17 protein-coding genes are annotated in these 15,150 nt (G+C 58.9%); 10 read left to right on the forward strand and 7 right to left on the reverse strand.

The window, feature by feature from the left end:
• Window positions 1-118 precede the first annotated feature (118 nt).
• The 3 genes from rho to hemE all read right to left on the reverse strand — a co-directional run bounded on the left by rho (window position 119) and on the right by hemE (window position 3,163).
• Window positions 119-1,384, reverse strand: coding sequence for a transcription termination factor Rho (gene rho, locus FHX05_RS24405; RefSeq protein ID WP_015341775.1), 1,266 nt, complete (start codon window positions 1,382-1,384; stop codon window positions 119-121).
• A 199-nt stretch (window positions 1,385-1,583) separates the two neighbouring features.
• Complete coding sequence (gene hemJ / locus FHX05_RS24410) at window positions 1,584-2,129, reverse strand: protoporphyrinogen oxidase HemJ (RefSeq protein WP_183875061.1); 546 nt, start codon at window positions 2,127-2,129, stop codon at window positions 1,584-1,586.
• Window positions 2,129-3,163: a uroporphyrinogen decarboxylase gene (gene hemE, locus FHX05_RS24415; RefSeq protein ID WP_183875063.1), complete on the reverse strand. Its 1,035-nt coding sequence runs from the start codon at window positions 3,161-3,163 to the stop codon at window positions 2,129-2,131. The genes hemJ and hemE overlap by 1 nt, the downstream gene beginning before the upstream one ends.
• Window positions 3,164-3,565: 402 nt before the next feature.
• On the opposite strand from hemE, the gene FHX05_RS24420 reads away from it, so the two are divergent.
• From FHX05_RS24420 to dnaQ, 5 genes are read left to right on the forward strand one after another with little or no spacing between them, the layout of a single operon-like run.
• Window positions 3,566-4,387, forward strand: a complete 822-nt coding sequence (locus FHX05_RS24420; protein WP_183712922.1) for a pyruvate, water dikinase regulatory protein — start codon at window positions 3,566-3,568, stop codon at window positions 4,385-4,387.
• Between the two features lie 33 nt (window positions 4,388-4,420).
• Window positions 4,421-5,020, forward strand: coding sequence for a Maf-like protein (locus FHX05_RS24425; protein WP_183875065.1), 600 nt, complete (start codon window positions 4,421-4,423; stop codon window positions 5,018-5,020).
• The gene (locus FHX05_RS24430; protein ID WP_183875067.1) at window positions 5,013-5,870 is read left to right on the forward strand and encodes a shikimate dehydrogenase; all 858 of its coding nucleotides are present in this window, start codon (window positions 5,013-5,015) and stop codon (window positions 5,868-5,870) included. Before FHX05_RS24425 ends, FHX05_RS24430 begins: the two co-directional genes overlap by 8 nt.
• A gap of 1 nt (window position 5,871) precedes the next feature.
• Window positions 5,872-6,471, forward strand: coding sequence for a dephospho-CoA kinase (gene coaE / locus FHX05_RS24435; RefSeq protein WP_112606952.1), 600 nt, complete (start codon window positions 5,872-5,874; stop codon window positions 6,469-6,471).
• 17 nt (window positions 6,472-6,488) lie between these two features.
• Window positions 6,489-7,205, forward strand: a complete 717-nt coding sequence (dnaQ, locus tag FHX05_RS24440) for a DNA polymerase III subunit epsilon (protein ID WP_112338606.1) — start codon at window positions 6,489-6,491, stop codon at window positions 7,203-7,205.
• Window positions 7,206-7,286: 81 nt separating this feature from the next.
• On the opposite strand, the gene secB is transcribed toward dnaQ, so the two are convergent.
• Both secB and FHX05_RS24450 read right to left on the reverse strand, forming a co-directional pair.
• Window positions 7,287-7,769 carry a protein-export chaperone SecB gene (gene secB, locus FHX05_RS24445; protein ID WP_069613913.1) on the reverse strand — a complete coding sequence of 161 codons (483 nt, stop codon included), beginning with the start codon at window positions 7,767-7,769 and terminating at the stop codon, window positions 7,287-7,289.
• 95 nt (window positions 7,770-7,864) lie between these two features.
• On the reverse strand, window positions 7,865-8,383 hold the full coding sequence (locus FHX05_RS24450; RefSeq protein ID WP_183875069.1) for an FxsA family protein: 519 nt from the start codon (window positions 8,381-8,383) through the stop codon (window positions 7,865-7,867).
• A gap of 147 nt (window positions 8,384-8,530) precedes the next feature.
• On the opposite strand from FHX05_RS24450, the gene FHX05_RS24455 reads away from it, so the two are divergent.
• From FHX05_RS24455 to gyrB, 5 genes are all read left to right on the forward strand, one after another.
• Window positions 8,531-9,232: a Tim44/TimA family putative adaptor protein gene (locus FHX05_RS24455; protein ID WP_015338173.1), complete on the forward strand. Its 702-nt coding sequence runs from the start codon at window positions 8,531-8,533 to the stop codon at window positions 9,230-9,232.
• Window positions 9,229-10,347, forward strand: a complete 1,119-nt coding sequence (locus tag FHX05_RS24460) for a murein transglycosylase A (RefSeq protein ID WP_183875071.1) — start codon at window positions 9,229-9,231, stop codon at window positions 10,345-10,347. The genes FHX05_RS24455 and FHX05_RS24460 overlap by 4 nt, the downstream gene beginning before the upstream one ends.
• Window positions 10,347-10,931 carry a Smr/MutS family protein gene (locus tag FHX05_RS24465; RefSeq protein WP_183875073.1) on the forward strand — a complete coding sequence of 195 codons (585 nt, stop codon included), beginning with the start codon at window positions 10,347-10,349 and terminating at the stop codon, window positions 10,929-10,931. The genes FHX05_RS24460 and FHX05_RS24465 overlap by 1 nt, the downstream gene beginning before the upstream one ends.
• The gene (locus FHX05_RS24470) at window positions 10,928-11,293 is read left to right on the forward strand and encodes a helix-turn-helix domain-containing protein (RefSeq protein WP_069613918.1); all 366 of its coding nucleotides are present in this window, start codon (window positions 10,928-10,930) and stop codon (window positions 11,291-11,293) included. Before FHX05_RS24465 ends, FHX05_RS24470 begins: the two co-directional genes overlap by 4 nt.
• A 260-nt stretch (window positions 11,294-11,553) precedes the next feature.
• A complete protein-coding gene (gene gyrB / locus FHX05_RS24475; protein ID WP_112338600.1) occupies window positions 11,554-13,989 on the forward strand; it encodes a DNA topoisomerase (ATP-hydrolyzing) subunit B in 2,436 nt (811 codons plus the stop codon).
• A 62-nt stretch (window positions 13,990-14,051) separates the two neighbouring features.
• Here gyrB and FHX05_RS24480 read toward each other — a convergent pair whose 3' ends face one another.
• Window positions 14,052-14,651 (reverse strand): nitroreductase family protein, encoded by a 600-nt coding sequence (locus tag FHX05_RS24480; protein ID WP_015338178.1) that lies wholly within the window; start codon window positions 14,649-14,651, stop codon window positions 14,052-14,054.
• A gap of 79 nt (window positions 14,652-14,730) precedes the next feature.
• Window positions 14,731-15,021 (reverse strand): DUF2218 domain-containing protein, encoded by a 291-nt coding sequence (locus FHX05_RS24485; RefSeq protein WP_112606964.1) that lies wholly within the window; start codon window positions 15,019-15,021, stop codon window positions 14,731-14,733.
• Between the last annotated feature and the right edge of the window lie 129 nt (window positions 15,022-15,150).

Here is a 15,150-nt window from a genome sequence, read left to right on the forward strand (position 1 = left end):
AAGAATTTCTCACTTCGACGTTCGATACATCAAAAACAAAATCGGGCCGCATAACGCAGCCCGATCATCGCACTATTCAACACCGAGAAACCTTCGACAGGAGCGATCCCGCAGCAGGTTAGGTGTTCATTGAATCGAAGAAATCCGGGTTGTTCTTCGTCTGCTTGAGCTTGTCGATCAGGAATTCGATCGCATCGGTCGTGCCCATGGGCGCGAGGATACGGCGAAGAACGAAAATCTTCTGCAGATCCTGGCGCGGAACGAGAAGGTCTTCCTTGCGCGTACCGGACTTGAGGATATCCATCGCCGGGAAGATGCGCTTGTCGGCGACCTTGCGATCAAGAACGATTTCCGAGTTACCGGTACCCTTGAACTCTTCAAAGATGACTTCATCCATGCGGCTGCCTGTATCGATCAGGGCCGTCGCGATGATCGTCAGCGAACCACCTTCTTCGATATTACGCGCGGCACCGAAGAAGCGCTTCGGGCGCTGCAGGGCGTTGGCGTCGACACCACCGGTCAAAACCTTGCCGGAGGAGGGGACGACGGTGTTGTAGGCGCGGCCGAGGCGGGTGATGGAATCGAGCAGGATGACGACGTCGCGGCCGTGCTCGACGAGGCGCTTGGCCTTTTCGATGACCATTTCGGCGACCTGGACGTGGCGAACTGCCGGCTCGTCGAAGGTCGACGAGATAACTTCGCCGCGCACAGAGCGCTGCATATCAGTCACTTCTTCCGGACGCTCATCGATCAGCAGAACGATCAGGTAGCAGTCCGGATGATTGGCGGTGATAGAATGGGCGATATTCTGCAGCAGGACGGTCTTACCCGTACGCGGCGGAGCGACGATCAGGCCGCGTTGACCCTTGCCGAGCGGTGCAACGAGATCGATCACGCGCGGCGAAAGATCCTTCGACGTGGGCACGTCGAGTTCCATGCGGAAGCGCTCATTGGGATAGAGCGGCGTCAGATTATCGAAGTGAACTTTGTGACGGATCTTTTCCGGATCGTCGAAATTGATGGTGTTGACTTTCAGGAGCGCGAAATAACGTTCGCCTTCCTTCGGTCCGCGGATCGGTCCCTCGACCGTGTCGCCGGTCTTCAAGGAAAAGCGGCGAATCTGGGAGGGGGAGATATAGATATCGTCCGGACCGGGAAGATAGTTTGCATTCGCGGAACGCAAGAAACCGAAGCCGTCCTGCAAAACTTCGACGACGCCCTCGCCGATGATTTCTACGTCTTGGCTCGCCAATTCCTTCAGAATTGCAAACATCAGTTCCTGTTTGCGCATCGTGCTGGCGTTTTCGACCTCGAGCGATTCGGCAAAGGCCAGGAGATCGGTCGGGGATTTATTTTTCAGTTCCTGAAGCTTCATTTCAGCCATGAAGGGAATTACTCATTTTTTTAGGAGGGGAAAGGCAATGTTGCTCGTATTCAGAACCGCGATAGGGGCGCTCGCGGGCGACAGAATGGATACATGCCACGAAGAGAAGATGGCGGGAAAATAGCGACTCACTTTCTGAACCGCAAGGGGGGCAGGCAAAATGAAAGAAATTTAACGCCGCCCCTAATACAGCCCCGCTTCACGCAAACGGCTTGACGACCACGAGAATGACGATTGCGATCATCAAAAGCGTCGGCGCCTCGTTCATGACACGCCAGTAGCGCGCCGAATGCTTGTTCTCGTCGCGGGCAAAGGCCCGCACCGCACTGCTGAAATGGCCGTGAACGCCCGAGAGAACCAAGACAAGCCCGATCTTGGCATGCAGCCAGCCGCCCTGGAAATCATACACCGACCAGGCAAGATAAAGCCCGAAAATCCAGGTCAGGATCATCGCCGGGTTGATGATGTAGCGCAGCAGCCGCTGTTCCATCACCTTGAACGTCTCGGATTGCGGGGAGCCGGGTTCGGCATCGGTGTGATAGACGAAAAGCCGCGGCAGATAGAACATGCCGGCCATCCACGAGATCACGGCGATGATGTGCAGCGCCTTGATCCAGAGATAAAGATCGGCCGGATGCCAGGCGAAAAGCCCGATCGCCAGCGCCGCAAAGATCAGGATCATGAAATAGGCCCGCCGTCCGGCCTTCTGGCCCGGCACGGAATCCGTCTGCTTTTCCACCGTCATCAGCTCCTCCATCCCCGCACGCGTTCGACCAGCGCCGCCACATTGGCCGGATCGGCTTGCGGCGTAATGCCGTGCCCAAGATTGAAGATCAGCGGGCCGTTCCCGAGCTGCTGCAGGATATCGTCGATCCCGTCGTCCAGCGCCTTGCCGCCGGCAACGACACGCATCGGATCGAGATTGCCCTGCACCGGGCCATCCTTCTGAAGCTCCCGCGCGAAGGCAAGCGGTACCGACCAATCAAGCCCGATCGCATCGGCACCGGTCTTCTGCCGATAGGTTTTCAGCAGATAGCCCGCTCCCTTGGCGAAGGCGATTACCCGAGCCCGTGGCCGCCGCGTCTTGATCGACGCGATCATCTTCGCGACGGGCTTGATGGCGAAAGCCTCAAATTCCTTCTCACCGAGCACGCCCGCCCAGGAATCGAAAATCTGCACGGCATCCGCACCGGCATCGATCTGCGCCACGAGGTAATCGGCCGAGATCTCGGCAAGCAGCATCAGCAGATGTTCGAAGGCCTTAGGATAGCGATAGGCAAACAGCCGGGCAGGGGCCTGATCCGGCGTGCCGTGTCCGGCGATCATATAGGTCGCAACGGTCCAGGGAGCTCCACAGAAGCCAAGAAGCGTGGTTTCCTGGGGCAAGTCCCGCCGCAGCCGTCGCACCGTCTCCATGACGGGCTCCAGATACGCCAGTATACCCTCTGCTTTTAAAGCCAGGATACCCGTCTCGTCGATTGGGTCCATTTCCGGCCCATGTCCCTCGGTGAAGCGAACATTCCGCTTCAGCGCATCGGGGATGACCAGAATATCGGAGAAGAGAATGGCAGCATCAAAGCCATAACGCCGGATTGGCTGCAGCGTCACTTCGACAGCGTGGTCGGGTGTATAACAGAGATCGAGGAAACTTCCGGCTTTCGCACGCGTTTCACGATATTCGGGTAGGTAGCGGCCTGCCTGTCTCATCAGCCAGAGGGGAGGAGGGGTGAGCGTTTCGCCGCTCAGCACCCGCAGGATCTTCCGGCGTTCATCGGTCACAGACGTCGTCCTATATAAAACCAAACATATATTAAAAGGTTTCTATTTCTTAGAGTCGGTGAGTAGCAAGGATTAAAGTTCGTCCCTTGCCTGTCCAATTTGTCGCGCCTCGAGCATGGAATCGGGAGAGATTTCGAGATCACAAGCTGATATGTGGAAAAGAAAGGCGATTTTTCAATCTTTTGAGGAGGTTGACGAGAAATTTGGCTCGTCCCGGTCTGGGGACAAGTCGGGGATGAACGAGGTGTTGCCAATCTTGTCCACATTGCCCACAGCCGCCGCGAAAGCCTTCTCTCGAAAATTCCAAATGTGGAAAACTTGGCCGTTTTCCACTTGCCCTAGATAGCCCCCTTCTCGTACCTCTCTTTTCTCCCGAGATATCAACAGGTGATGGAAAGTAGCGTGGAAAACCGGACGAGCTTCTTTCATCTGCACCTGATTTCTGACTCAACGGGCGAGACTCTCATCTCGGCCGGCCGCGCCGCCTCTGTGCAATTCCATGCCAGCCAGCCGATCGAGCACGTCTATCCGCTGATCCGAAACCGCAAGCAGCTTCTGCCTGTCTTGGAGGCGATCGACCACAGCCCGGGTATCGTCCTCTATACGATCGTCGATCGAGAACTTGCCGATTTCATCGCCGAGCGCTGCAGGGAGATGGGCGTACCATCAGTCAATGTTCTCGAGCCGGTCATGAATGTTTTTCAGACCTATCTCGGCACGGCGTCGCGCCGCCGCGTCGGCGCGCAGCATGTGATGAATGCGGATTATTTCGCCCGCATCGAAGCGCTGAACTTCACCATGGATCATGATGACGGCCAGATGCCCGATGATTATGACGACGCCGACGTCGTCATAATCGGTATCAGCCGCACCTCGAAAACGCCGACGAGCATTTATCTGGCCAACCGCGGCATCAAGACAGCAAACATTCCGATCGTCCATGGCGTGCCGTTGCCTGAAAGCCTTGCCAGGGCGACGAAGCCCTTGATCGTCGGGCTTGTTGCGACGACCGACCGTATCTCGCAGGTTCGCGAAAACCGCATCCTCGGCACGACGCCCGGCTTCGATCGAGGCGACTACACCGATCGGGCCGCAATCTCCGAAGAGCTGAAATATGCTCGCTCGCTCTGCGCCAGGCACAACTGGCCGATCATCGATGTCACACGCCGTTCCATCGAAGAGACGGCCGCCGCCATTGTTGCCCTGCGCCCCAAGCTGCGCTAAGCGCTCCCCATGACTATCTCGGAGGCAGCCGTCATGACCTCGCCCCTTATCCTTGCATCCTCCAGCCCATTCCGGCGGATGCTGATGGAAAACGCCGGATTGCATTTTCAGGCGATCGCTGCCGATATCGATGAGCGCGCGATCGAAGCACCGCTGGAACTGGGCGGCGCCAGCCCGGATGCGGTCGCGCTCGTGCTGGCAAAGGCGAAGGCAAAAGAGGTGAGCGATCGCTTTCCCGCCTCGCTCGTCATCGGTTCCGATCAGACCATGTCGTTGGGTGCCCAGGTCTTCCACAAGCCGAAGTCGATAGCCGATGCGGAAAATCATCTGCGGACCTTGTCCGGAAAGACGCATCGGCTGAACAGCGCCATCGCGCTCGCACGCAACGGCGACATTATATGGGAGCATGTGTCTCACGCCGATCTGACCATGCGGGAATTGTCGGCCGATTTCATTCACCGCCATCTGAGCCGCGTCGGCGAGAAGGCGTTGTCGAGCGTCGGCGCCTATCAGCTGGAAGGCGAAGGCATCCAGCTCTTCTCCAAAATCGACGGCGACTATTTCACCATCGTTGGATTGCCGATGCTGCCGCTTCTGGAAAAACTGCGAGAGTTGGGGACGATCGATGGATGATTCACGTGAAACACAAAGCATAAACGCTTTCGTAACGGGTTATCCGGTCAAGCATTCGCGCTCGCCGCTCATCCATGGTTACTGGCTGAAACAGCTCGGTCTGGCCGGCAGCTATCGTGCCCACGAAGTTCCAGTAGAAGCTTTCGAAGCCTTCATTAAATCCTTGAAGGACGGCACCACCGGCTTCGTGGGCGGCAACGTCACCATCCCCCATAAGGAAGCGGCGTTCAAACTCGCTGATCGGCCTGACGAACTTTCGGAAGAATTGGGCGCTTCCAACACCCTGTGGCTCGAAGGCGGCGAGCTGCACGCAACGAACACCGATAGCCGCGGCTTCACAGCAAATCTGGATGAGCGTCACCCTGGCTGGGATCGTAGCGATCGTGCCGTCATCCTCGGGGCGGGGGGTGCCAGCCGCGCCGTGATCCAGGCGGTGCGCGACCGCGGCTTCAAGGAAATTCATGTGGTCAACCGCACGGTCGAGCGGGCGCAGGAATTAGCGGACCGCTTCGGCGAACGGGTTCATGCCCATCCAATGGCCGCACTCCGTGAGGTGATGCAGGGTGCCGGTCTCTTTATCAATACGACATCGCTCGGCATGGACGGCGAAGCATCGCCCCGTATCGATTTTTCCTCTCTTGCAGAAGGCGCCGTCGTCACCGACATTGTCTATGTACCGTTGAAGACACCGCTTCTCGCCCAGGCCCAGGAACAGGGCTTCGCCATCGTCGATGGCCTCGGCATGCTGCTGCATCAGGCCGTGCCGGGCTTCGAAAAATGGTTCGGAAAACGTCCGGCGGTCGATGAAACCTTGAGGGCATTGATCATCGCCGATATGGAAAAGCACTAATATGATCAAGATCGGGCTCACCGGATCGATCGGCATGGGAAAATCGACCTCGGCAAAACTTTTCGCCGAAGCCGGAATACCGGTGAACGATTCCGATGCGGTCGTGCATGATCTCTATAGTGGCGAAGCCGTGCCGCTGGTCGAGGCTTCCTTTCCGGGAACGACCAGCGACGGTAAGGTCGATCGGCAGGAGCTCAGCCGAAAGCTTGCCGGCGATCCCTCCGGTTTCAAGCGTCTCGAGGCCATCGTTCATCCGCTGGTGCGCGAACGCGAGCGTCAGTTTTTGGAACGTCAAAGCGAGGCCGGCGCCGATCTGGTGGTGCTGGATATCCCGCTGCTCTTCGAAACTGGCGCCGACAAACGAGTGGATAAGGTTGTTGTCGTCAGCTGCGATCCACAGATTCAGCGGGAGAGGGTTCTTGCCCGACCGGGCATGACGGAGGAAAAATTCAATATGATTCTCTCCCGCCAGACGCCGGACGCGGAAAAGCGGGCGCGCGCCGATTACGTCATCGATACCGGCGGGAGTATCGAGGCGGCCGGCGAGCAGGTCAGAGAGATTATTGCTGATCTGCGGCGCAAGCAGCAGAGCAAGACATAGGAAAGCGGAGTTTCGATATGCGCGAGATCATTTTCGATACGGAAACCACGGGCCTCGACAACAGGGCCGACCGGATCATCGAAATTGGCGGTATCGAGCTCATCAACCATTTCCCGACAGGAAACACGCTGCACCTCTATATCAATCCTGGTGATCGCAAGGTGCATCCGGATGCGCTCGCGGTGCACGGCATCACCGATGAATCGCTGAAGGACAAGCCGCCCTTCGAAGAGGTCGCCGACAAGATCCTCAACTTCTTCGGCGATGCCAAATGGATTGCACACAACGCCACCTTCGACATGGGCTTCGTCAACGCCGAATTCGCAAGGCTAGGCCGGCCGCCGATCCTGCCCGATATGGTGATCGATACGCTGGCCATGGCCCGGCGCAAACATCCGATGGGTCCGAATTCGCTCGATGCTCTTTGCCGTCGCTACGGCATCGACAACTCGCACCGCACGAAACATGGCGCGTTGCTCGACTCCGAACTGCTGGCTGAAGTCTATATCGAGATGATCGGCGGCCGGCAGACGGCGCTTGGGCTTGGCAGTGTCACCGGTTCATCGGCGCGCTCGCGCCAGAACGATGTCGCGGAGGAAATCGTCGTCGACATCTTGGCGCGGCCCGCTCCGCTGCCGAGCCGGCTGACCGAGGAGGAACTCGCGGCTCACGCGGCGCTGGTCGCCAAGCTCGGCACGAAGGGAATCTGGTCGAAATACCCTGCTTCCGAATAGGGCGTTTTTTCAAGAATCAAAAGAAAATGCCCGGACGTGCGATCCGGGCATTTTCGTTTCCAGAACAGGAAAAATCGAGGCTCAGTTCGGAACGGCCGAAACCTGGGCGCGGGCCTGTTCTTCGGCCATGCGCTGCGTGAACATCTGAGCGAAATCGATCGGATCGATCATCAGCGGCGGGAAGCCGCCGTTGCGCGTGACGTCGGCGATGATCTGGCGTGCGAAGGGGAACAGCAGGCGCGGGCATTCGATGAAGAGCAGCGGCAGCATGTGTTCCTGCGGGAAACCGGTGACGCGGAAGACACCGCCATAAACCAGCTCGGTGTGAAAGAGAACGCGCTCGCCATCCTTGGCTTCGGCGCTCAGCGTCAGCACGACGTCGAAATCGGAATCCGACAGCGGGTTGGCGTTGACGTTCACATTGATATTGATGTCGGGAGCATTTTCCCGGGCCTGAAGCGAGCGCGGGGCACCCGGATTTTCGAAGGAAAGATCCTTGGTGTACTGAGCAAGGATGCTAAGGCTCGGGCTGGCAGCACCGTTGCCGTTGGTCTCGTTGGCCATGGGGGTGTCCTCTCACGTCTCGATGGGTGTCGCCATCTAGCATTTAGAAAAGGGGCTTACAACCCTTATGGCTCCGGCGCTCCGGAGGCCGTTCTCTAGTCTTCCAGCCGCTTTTGGTCCGACCAGGGCGAGTTGCGGTTTGGCTCCCGATGGAAATCGCCTTCATCGAGATCGACGACGTTTCCGGGTTTGTTCGGCCGGCTCTGCGGTCCGGCGCCCGGGCCCTGCCCGCGGCGGAACGCCCGCGAATTGCCGACGACGACGATGCGCTTGCGCAAAACTTGCCAGGCGAGATCGCGTACGGCCGGGATGAAGAGCAGCAGGCCGATGATATCAGAGATGAAGCCGGGCAGCATCAGGAAGAAGGCGGCAACGACGATCATGGCGCCATGCACCATCTCGCGGCCGGGATCGCCGCCATTGCGGCTTTCGGCCGAAATGCGCTGGAGAATGCCGATGCCCTGGATTCTCAGAAGAGCAGCACCGAGCAGCACGCTGAGGATGACAAGCCCCAGTGTCGCCCAGACGCCGATCATCTTTCCAACCACGATGAATCCGGCAATTTCAGCCAGAGGCATCAGAAAGACGAAGATAGGAAGAAGTGATAGGCGCATGTTACGGTGGTCCTGAGAGCGGGGTTTCTTCGCGTAAGCGTTGGTTTCGCGCGTATAATAAAGAAACCGGTCCGCTATTTGAATGATAGATCGATGCGGACTATATGGGGATTGATCTTTTAATTTTAACGGTGGTTCCGATACGAGATGGGTGCAAACGATTTTGTGACGATCTTTTTCCTGGTGGCAGCGGTGCTGATCTTCTTTCAGCTGCGCAGCGTTCTCGGCCGCCGCACGGGGAATGAGAAGCCGCCGCGCGATCTCTATGGTTCCGCAGATCCGGCCAATGGCCCAACGGCACCGGATGCCGGTAAGGTGGTGACCTTGCCGCGGCGCGATGGGACCGAAGAGGAAGATCGTTTTGCTGCCATCGATGCCTTTACGCCGGCCGGCACGCCGCTCAATGATTCGCTGCGCGACGTGAGCAAGGCGGATCCTTCCTTCAATCCCAAGGAATTCGTCAACGGTGCCCGGATGGCCTACGAGATGATCGTCATGGCCTTTGCCGAGGGTGATCGCAAGTCGCTGAAAGGCCTGCTGTCGCGCGAGGTCTACGAGGGCTTCGATGCCGCCATCGCCGAACGCGAAGCTAGGGGCGAAAAGGTGAAGTCCACCTTTGTCGGTATCGACAAGGCCGATATCGTCACCGCCGAGGTGAAGGGAACGGATGTCCTCATCACCATGCGCATCGTCAGCCAGATGATCTCGGCCACCTACGACAAGGCCGGCACTTTGATCGATGGCGATGCCGAAGCCGTGGCCGAGGTCAGCGATCTCTGGACCTTCGCCCGCGACACGCGTTCGCGCGATCCGAACTGGAAACTTGTGGCGACCGAATCGGAACAATGACGAGCCTATCGCAGGATTTCAGGCTGGAGCCGGCAACCTTCGCCGATCTGAAGGGCTGGGAGGAGGACGATCCTTCCAGCCTTTTTCGCGCGATGAAAGACTGTCGCACCCATATCCGCGATGTGAAGCCCTATCGCACGGGTGTAGTGGGACTGACAGCCGATGATCTCATGACGCTCCTCGATGCGGCAGACGGGCAGGAGCCGCGCAATGCGGCCGAAGCCCGGGCTTTCTTCGAGCAACACTGTCAGCCCTTTTTCATTCGCCGTGATAGCGGCGCGGCCGGCTTTGTGACAGCCTTCTACGAGCCGGAAATCGAAGTCTCCGCCGAGCCGAACGAGATCTACCGCTATCCCTTTTATCGCCGCCCGGACGATCTCATCGATCTGGATGACAGCAATCGCCCTGCCGAGCTCGATCCATCCTACATGTTTGGACGGCTGCGAGGCGGGTTAATTTCCGGCTATCCCGACCGCGGCGAAATCGATCGCGGCTATCTCGAAGGCAAGGGCTTGGAGATCGCCTGGGCGAAATCCAAGGTCGATATCTTCTTCGTGCATGTGCAGGGCGCGGCACGTCTGCGCTATCCGGACGGGCGTCTCGGCCGCATCACCTATGCCGCCAAGGCCGGTCATCCCTTTTCGGCGGTCGGTCGCCTGCTCATCGACCGTGGCCTGCTGGATCGCGCGACGATCTCCATGCAGACGATCCGCGACTGGCTTTATGCGCACCCCGAGCAGGTCGATGAAGTTCTCTGGCACAATCGGTCCTATATCTTCTTCCGCGAAGCCGATGTCAGCGATCCCGCTCTCGGGCCGATTGCAGCGGCAAAAGTGCCGCTAGTACCCGGCCGTTCCCTTGCGGTCGATCGGCTGATCCACACCTTCGGTTTCCCCTTCTTCATCCGGTCTGAAAGCTTGACGCATCTCGACGCCGGCAAGCCATTTGCACGCCTCATGCTGGCGCTCGATACGGGTTCGGCGATCGTCGGGCCTGCGCGTGGCGATATCTTTACCGGCTCCGGCTACGATGCCGGCGAGCTTGCCGGTACCGTGCGCAACGACGCCGATTTTTATATACTCATCCCGAAGGCGGCGGCGCAGAGGTTCGGCTGATGGCCCCGGAACGGCAGAACAAGGAACGAAAGCTCAGCACGGAAGACCGTATCCTCTGGGGTAAGGTCGCCAAGAGCACGCGTCCCATGCCCGGACGTGTGGCCGATATAGAGGCTTTCGAAGCGGTACTGCAGGCGGAAGCCGAAATCGAAGAAAGCGCCCGCGCCGCAAGGACGAAGCCAGTGCCTCCCTCGGCCGAAATGCAGGAAGCTCCCGCGCCTGTAAAGCAGCCCGCTGGCCGCCATCATCCGCTCGAACGCCCCGTCAAGCGCAAGATAGCTAGGGGGCATCTCGCACTTGAGGCCAGGATCGATCTTCACGGCCTCATCCAGAGCGAGGCCCATGGCATGCTTCTGGATTTCTTGCTGCGCGCCCATAGCCGCGGCCTTCGCCATGTGCTCGTCATAACAGGCAAGGGTAGCTCCATGGGCAGCGAGGGAGCCCTGAAGCGTGCCGTACCGCTCTGGTTTTCCAAGCCCGAATTCCGCTTTCTGATTTCCTCTTATGAGACGGCGGCGCAGCATCACGGCGGCGAGGGTGCGCTTTATATCCGCCTGTCGCGCCTGAAGGGGGAGAAGCTTTGACCCCGTTCGGCGAAGCGGTACGCAAGCTGCGGCTGCGCAAAGGCGTCTCGCAGAAGCAGATGGCGGCTGCGCTGAACGTGACTCCGGCTTATTTATCCGCCTTAGAACATGGAAAGCGCGGCCTGCCGACCTTCGATCTCCTGCAGCGCATCGCCGGTTATTTCAACATCATCTGGGACGAGGCCGAGGAATTGTTCCTACTGGCGCGGTTTTCCGACCCCCGCGTTGTCGTCGATACCTCCGGGCTTTCGCCGGAATATACGGCCTTTGTCAATCACTTGGCAGGCAAGATCCGCAGCCTTGACGCGGCAACGATCCGCGAACTCTCGAAGGTTCTGGAAAATGCCGGAAAAACCGGCTGAAAACCGCCTTAATCCCCTGTTTTATACCTGATTTCGGGGCCTTCCGTTTGGAACTTCAGGGTGAAACATCCTATATACAGGCTAGGAAAAACCGCTGATTCGTTAGAGTCGGAAGATTTCAGGTCGAAACGACCTGAAATCTGAATCCGCTCTAAACTCAAAGAAGTAGAGCATGATGTCGTCCGAAAACCGCTCACACTTTTCGGCATCATGCTCTACGGATCGGCAGCGTTCTCTAAACACTGGAAAGACTTCAATATATGACCGACACGTCCGTAACCGATAATGGTGGCAACGCCGAGTATGGCGCAGATTCCATCAAGGTCCTGAAGGGCCTCGATGCGGTGCGCAAGCGTCCCGGCATGTATATCGGCGATACGGATGACGGCTCGGGCCTGCATCATATGGTCTATGAGGTCGTCGATAACGCGATCGACGAGGCCTTGGCCGGCCATGCCGATATCGTAACGGTGACGCTCAATCCCGACGGTTCGGTCACGGTCACTGATAACGGCCGCGGTATCCCGACGGATATTCACAGCGGCGAAGGTGTTTCGGCGGCTGAGGTTATCATGACCCAGCTTCATGCCGGCGGTAAGTTCGACCAGAATTCCTATAAGGTTTCCGGCGGCCTGCATGGCGTCGGCGTTTCGGTCGTTAACGCGCTGTCTGTCTGGCTGAAGCTGAAGATCCGCCGCCAGGGCAAGATCCATGAAATGAGCTTCACCCATGGCGTGGCGGATGCACCGCTGAAGGAAACGGGTGATGCGGGCGACGAGACCGGCACCGAAGTCAGCTTCATGCCGAGCTCCGAAACCTTCACCATGATTGAGTTCGACTACGGCACGCTCGAGCATCGTCTGCGCGAACTCGCTTTTCTGAATTCCGGCGTCCGCATCCTTCTGACCGACAAGCGTCATTCCGACGTCAGGCAGGAAGAGTTGCTTTACGACGGCGGCCTGGAAGCCTTCGTCTCCTATCTCGATCGCGCCAAGAAGCCGCTGGTCCAAAAGCCGGTTTCGATCCGCAGCGAGAAGGACGGAATCACCGTCGAAGTTGCGATGTGGTGGAACGACAGCTACCACGAAAACGTACTCTGCTTCACCAACAACATCCCGCAGCGCGATGGCGGCACGCACATGGCCGGTTTCCGCGCTGCCCTGACGCGCCAGATCACCTCCTATGCGGACAGCTCGGGCATTACCAAGAAGGAAAAGGTGACGCTGACGGGCGACGACTGCCGCGAAGGCCTGACGGCCGTGCTGTCGGTCAAGGTTCCCGATCCGAAATTCTCCTCGCAGACCAAGGACAAGCTGGTTTCCTCCGAAGTTCGCCCCGTCGTCGAGAGCCTGGTCAACGAAGCCCTCAGCACCTGGCTCGAGGAACATCCGTCCGAAGCCAAGGTTCTGGTCGGCAAGGTCGTCGAAGCCGCAGCCGCCCGTGAAGCGGCCCGCAAGGCGCGCGAACTGACCCGCCGCAAGGGCGCGCTTGATATCGCCTCGCTCCCCGGCAAGCTTGCCGACTGCTCGGAGCGTGATCCCGCCAAGTCCGAGGTCTTCCTCGTCGAGGGCGACTCGGCGGGCGGTTCGGCCAAGCAGGGCCGTTCGCGCGAAAACCAGGCCATCCTGCCGCTGCGTGGCAAGATCCTGAACGTCGAGCGCGCTCGCTTCGACAAGATGCTGTCGAGCCAGGAAATCGGCACGCTGATCACTGCACTCGGCACCGGCATCGGCAAGGACGAATTCAACGCCGAAAAGCTCCGCTATCACAAGATCATCATCATGACGGACGCAGACGTCGACGGCGCGCATATCCGCACCCTGCTGCTGACGTTCTTCTTCCGGCAGATGCCCGATCTCATCGAGCGCGGCCATCTCTATATCGCCCAGCCGCCGCTCTATAAGGTGACGCGCGGCAAGTCGGTGCAATATGTCAAGGACGAGAAGGCGCTGGAAGAATATCTGATCGGCCAGGGCACGGACGATGCGAGCCTGCGCCTCGGCAACGGCGAAGTCCGTACCGGTCAGGATCTGCGCGAGGCGATCTATGACGCGCTTCGTCTGCGCACGCTGATCGACAATCTGCATTCCCGCTATAATCGCTCCGTCGTCGAGCAGGCGGCAATTGCAGGCGCTCTCAATGCCGAAATGGTCAGCGATCCCGCGCGTGCGGAGGCGCTCGCCAATGACGTTGCCAAGCGGCTAGATGTCATCGCCGAGGAAACCGAGCGCGGCTGGACTGGCGCCGTGACGAGCGAGGGCGGCCTGCGCTTTGAGCGCACCGTACGCGGCGTCAAGGAAGTCGTCTTCCTCGACATGGCGCTGATCGGTTCGCAGGATGCCCGCCTTATCGATCAGCTCGGCGCGCGGTTGAAGGAGGTCTATATCACACCGCCAAAGCTCGTTCGCCGCGATGGAGAGACGGAGATTTCCGGCCCTCGCCAGCTGCTGGACACGATCTTCGCCGGCGGCCGCAAGGGGCTGACGCTGCAGCGTTATAAAGGTCTCGGCGAGATGAATGCCGAGCAGCTCTGGGAAACGACGCTCGACCCGAACGTCCGCTCGCTGCTGCAGGTGAGGGTCACGGATGCGACCGATGCAGACGGCCTCTTTGCCCGGCTCATGGGCGATGAGGTCGAGCCGCGGCGCGAGTTCATTCAGGACAATGCGCTGAACGTCGCCAATCTCGACATCTGATTGTTTGACGAAAACACAAAAGGCCCGCCGGATAGTTTCGGCGGGCCTTTCTTTTTTATCGATTACTTGGCGATGAAGGTCCCGTTGAAGGCCAGTCCTGACAGCGGATTGCGCTGGCTCGGCACTTCGCGCTCGCGCAGCTTTTCCGGAAGTTGATTCTTGTCGCCGATCTTGCCGATCGCAACGGCAGCCTCGACGCGGAAGCCATCCGGAATGCCGAGAACCTCGTACGCCTTTTCGACGTGGAAGCCCGTCATGCCATGAGCTTCATAGCCGGCTAAATGTGCCTGGATGGCCAGGAAGCCCCAAGCCGCGCCCGCATCGAAAGAGTGGCTGTAGCTGGGCTTCTGCTCGGCGGAGCCAAGCTCGCCGCTGTGAGTGCGGGAAATGACGAAAAGCAGCGCACCAGCGGATTTCACCCAGCCCTGATTGAAGTCGATCAGGACGCTCAAAAACCGGTCCCAATGTTCCGAGCCGCGCAGCGCATAGAGGAAACGCCAGGGCTGCAGGTTCGAGGCGGAGGGTGCCCAATGCGCCGCTTCCAGAATGGTCAGCAGGTCGGCTTCCGGCAGGGTCTCGTTGGAAAAGGCGCGCGGCGACCAGCGGTCGAGAAAGAGCTTGTCGATCGGATATTGGGATTCGCGGCTGTTGCTTGATGTCATGAGGGCTTCTTCCTTAGAGAGCATTTGCCGCAGGCGATCGAAACTGGCCGTTGGCTGGTCATAAATAGAGGATGAGAACTTAAACTCGGGCAGTCCAGTTCACGTCGAGCTCCTCGCGGAAGGCGAAGCGCTTGAGGTGGTCGGCAACGACGTTCTGCATGCGCTCGAGGTCTTCGGGCTTCTCGACCGTCAGCGTCATGACGAGGTTGCCGGGTTCGGCCGCCAGATCGAGGAAGTTTTCCGCGCCGAACGGCACCCTGCCGGCAGCCGCATCAAATTCCACGCTGAAGCGATGGCTCCAATGCTTGCAGAGCTGCTGGAGATAGCGGCTGGCATGGTCGGTCCTGACGTTGGAAACGGATGTCGCCATGGGATTTCTCCGATAAACCTGATCGCAAACGCGTCATTTGATACATAGAGGTATCTACATTCGCCAGGTAGACAGTCTGTTTCAAGTTTGCGTTATTCCGTTGAAATTTTGTTCCGCTATGCTCCGCCC

It is taken from the genome of Rhizobium sp. BK491 (assembly GCF_014194925.1).
GTDB lineage: Bacteria > Pseudomonadota > Alphaproteobacteria > Rhizobiales > Rhizobiaceae > Rhizobium.

Excerpts from the sequence above, each read along its gene's own strand:
- rho (WP_015341775.1), bottom strand. The coding sequence starts at position 1,384 with ATGGCTGAAATGAAGCTTCAGGAACTGAAAAATAAATCCCCGACCGAT.
- hemJ (WP_183875061.1), bottom strand. The coding sequence starts at position 2,129 with ATGACGGTGGAAAAGCAGACGGATTCCGTGCCGGGCCAGAAGGCCGGA.
- FHX05_RS24425 (WP_183875065.1), top strand. The coding sequence starts at position 4,421 with ATGACCTCGCCCCTTATCCTTGCATCCTCCAGCCCATTCCGGCGGATG.
- FHX05_RS24430 (WP_183875067.1), top strand. The coding sequence starts at position 5,013 with ATGGATGATTCACGTGAAACACAAAGCATAAACGCTTTCGTAACGGGT.
- coaE (WP_112606952.1), top strand. The coding sequence starts at position 5,872 with ATGATCAAGATCGGGCTCACCGGATCGATCGGCATGGGAAAATCGACC.
- dnaQ (WP_112338606.1), top strand. The coding sequence starts at position 6,489 with ATGCGCGAGATCATTTTCGATACGGAAACCACGGGCCTCGACAACAGG.
- secB (WP_069613913.1), bottom strand. The coding sequence starts at position 7,769 with ATGGCCAACGAGACCAACGGCAACGGTGCTGCCAGCCCGAGCCTTAGC.
- FHX05_RS24450 (WP_183875069.1), bottom strand. The coding sequence starts at position 8,383 with ATGCGCCTATCACTTCTTCCTATCTTCGTCTTTCTGATGCCTCTGGCT.
- FHX05_RS24455 (WP_015338173.1), top strand. The coding sequence starts at position 8,531 with ATGGGTGCAAACGATTTTGTGACGATCTTTTTCCTGGTGGCAGCGGTG.
- FHX05_RS24460 (WP_183875071.1), top strand. The coding sequence starts at position 9,229 with ATGACGAGCCTATCGCAGGATTTCAGGCTGGAGCCGGCAACCTTCGCC.
- FHX05_RS24465 (WP_183875073.1), top strand. The coding sequence starts at position 10,347 with ATGGCCCCGGAACGGCAGAACAAGGAACGAAAGCTCAGCACGGAAGAC.
- gyrB (WP_112338600.1), top strand. The coding sequence starts at position 11,554 with ATGACCGACACGTCCGTAACCGATAATGGTGGCAACGCCGAGTATGGC.
- FHX05_RS24480 (WP_015338178.1), bottom strand. The coding sequence starts at position 14,651 with ATGACATCAAGCAACAGCCGCGAATCCCAATATCCGATCGACAAGCTC.
- FHX05_RS24485 (WP_112606964.1), bottom strand. The coding sequence starts at position 15,021 with ATGGCGACATCCGTTTCCAACGTCAGGACCGACCATGCCAGCCGCTAT.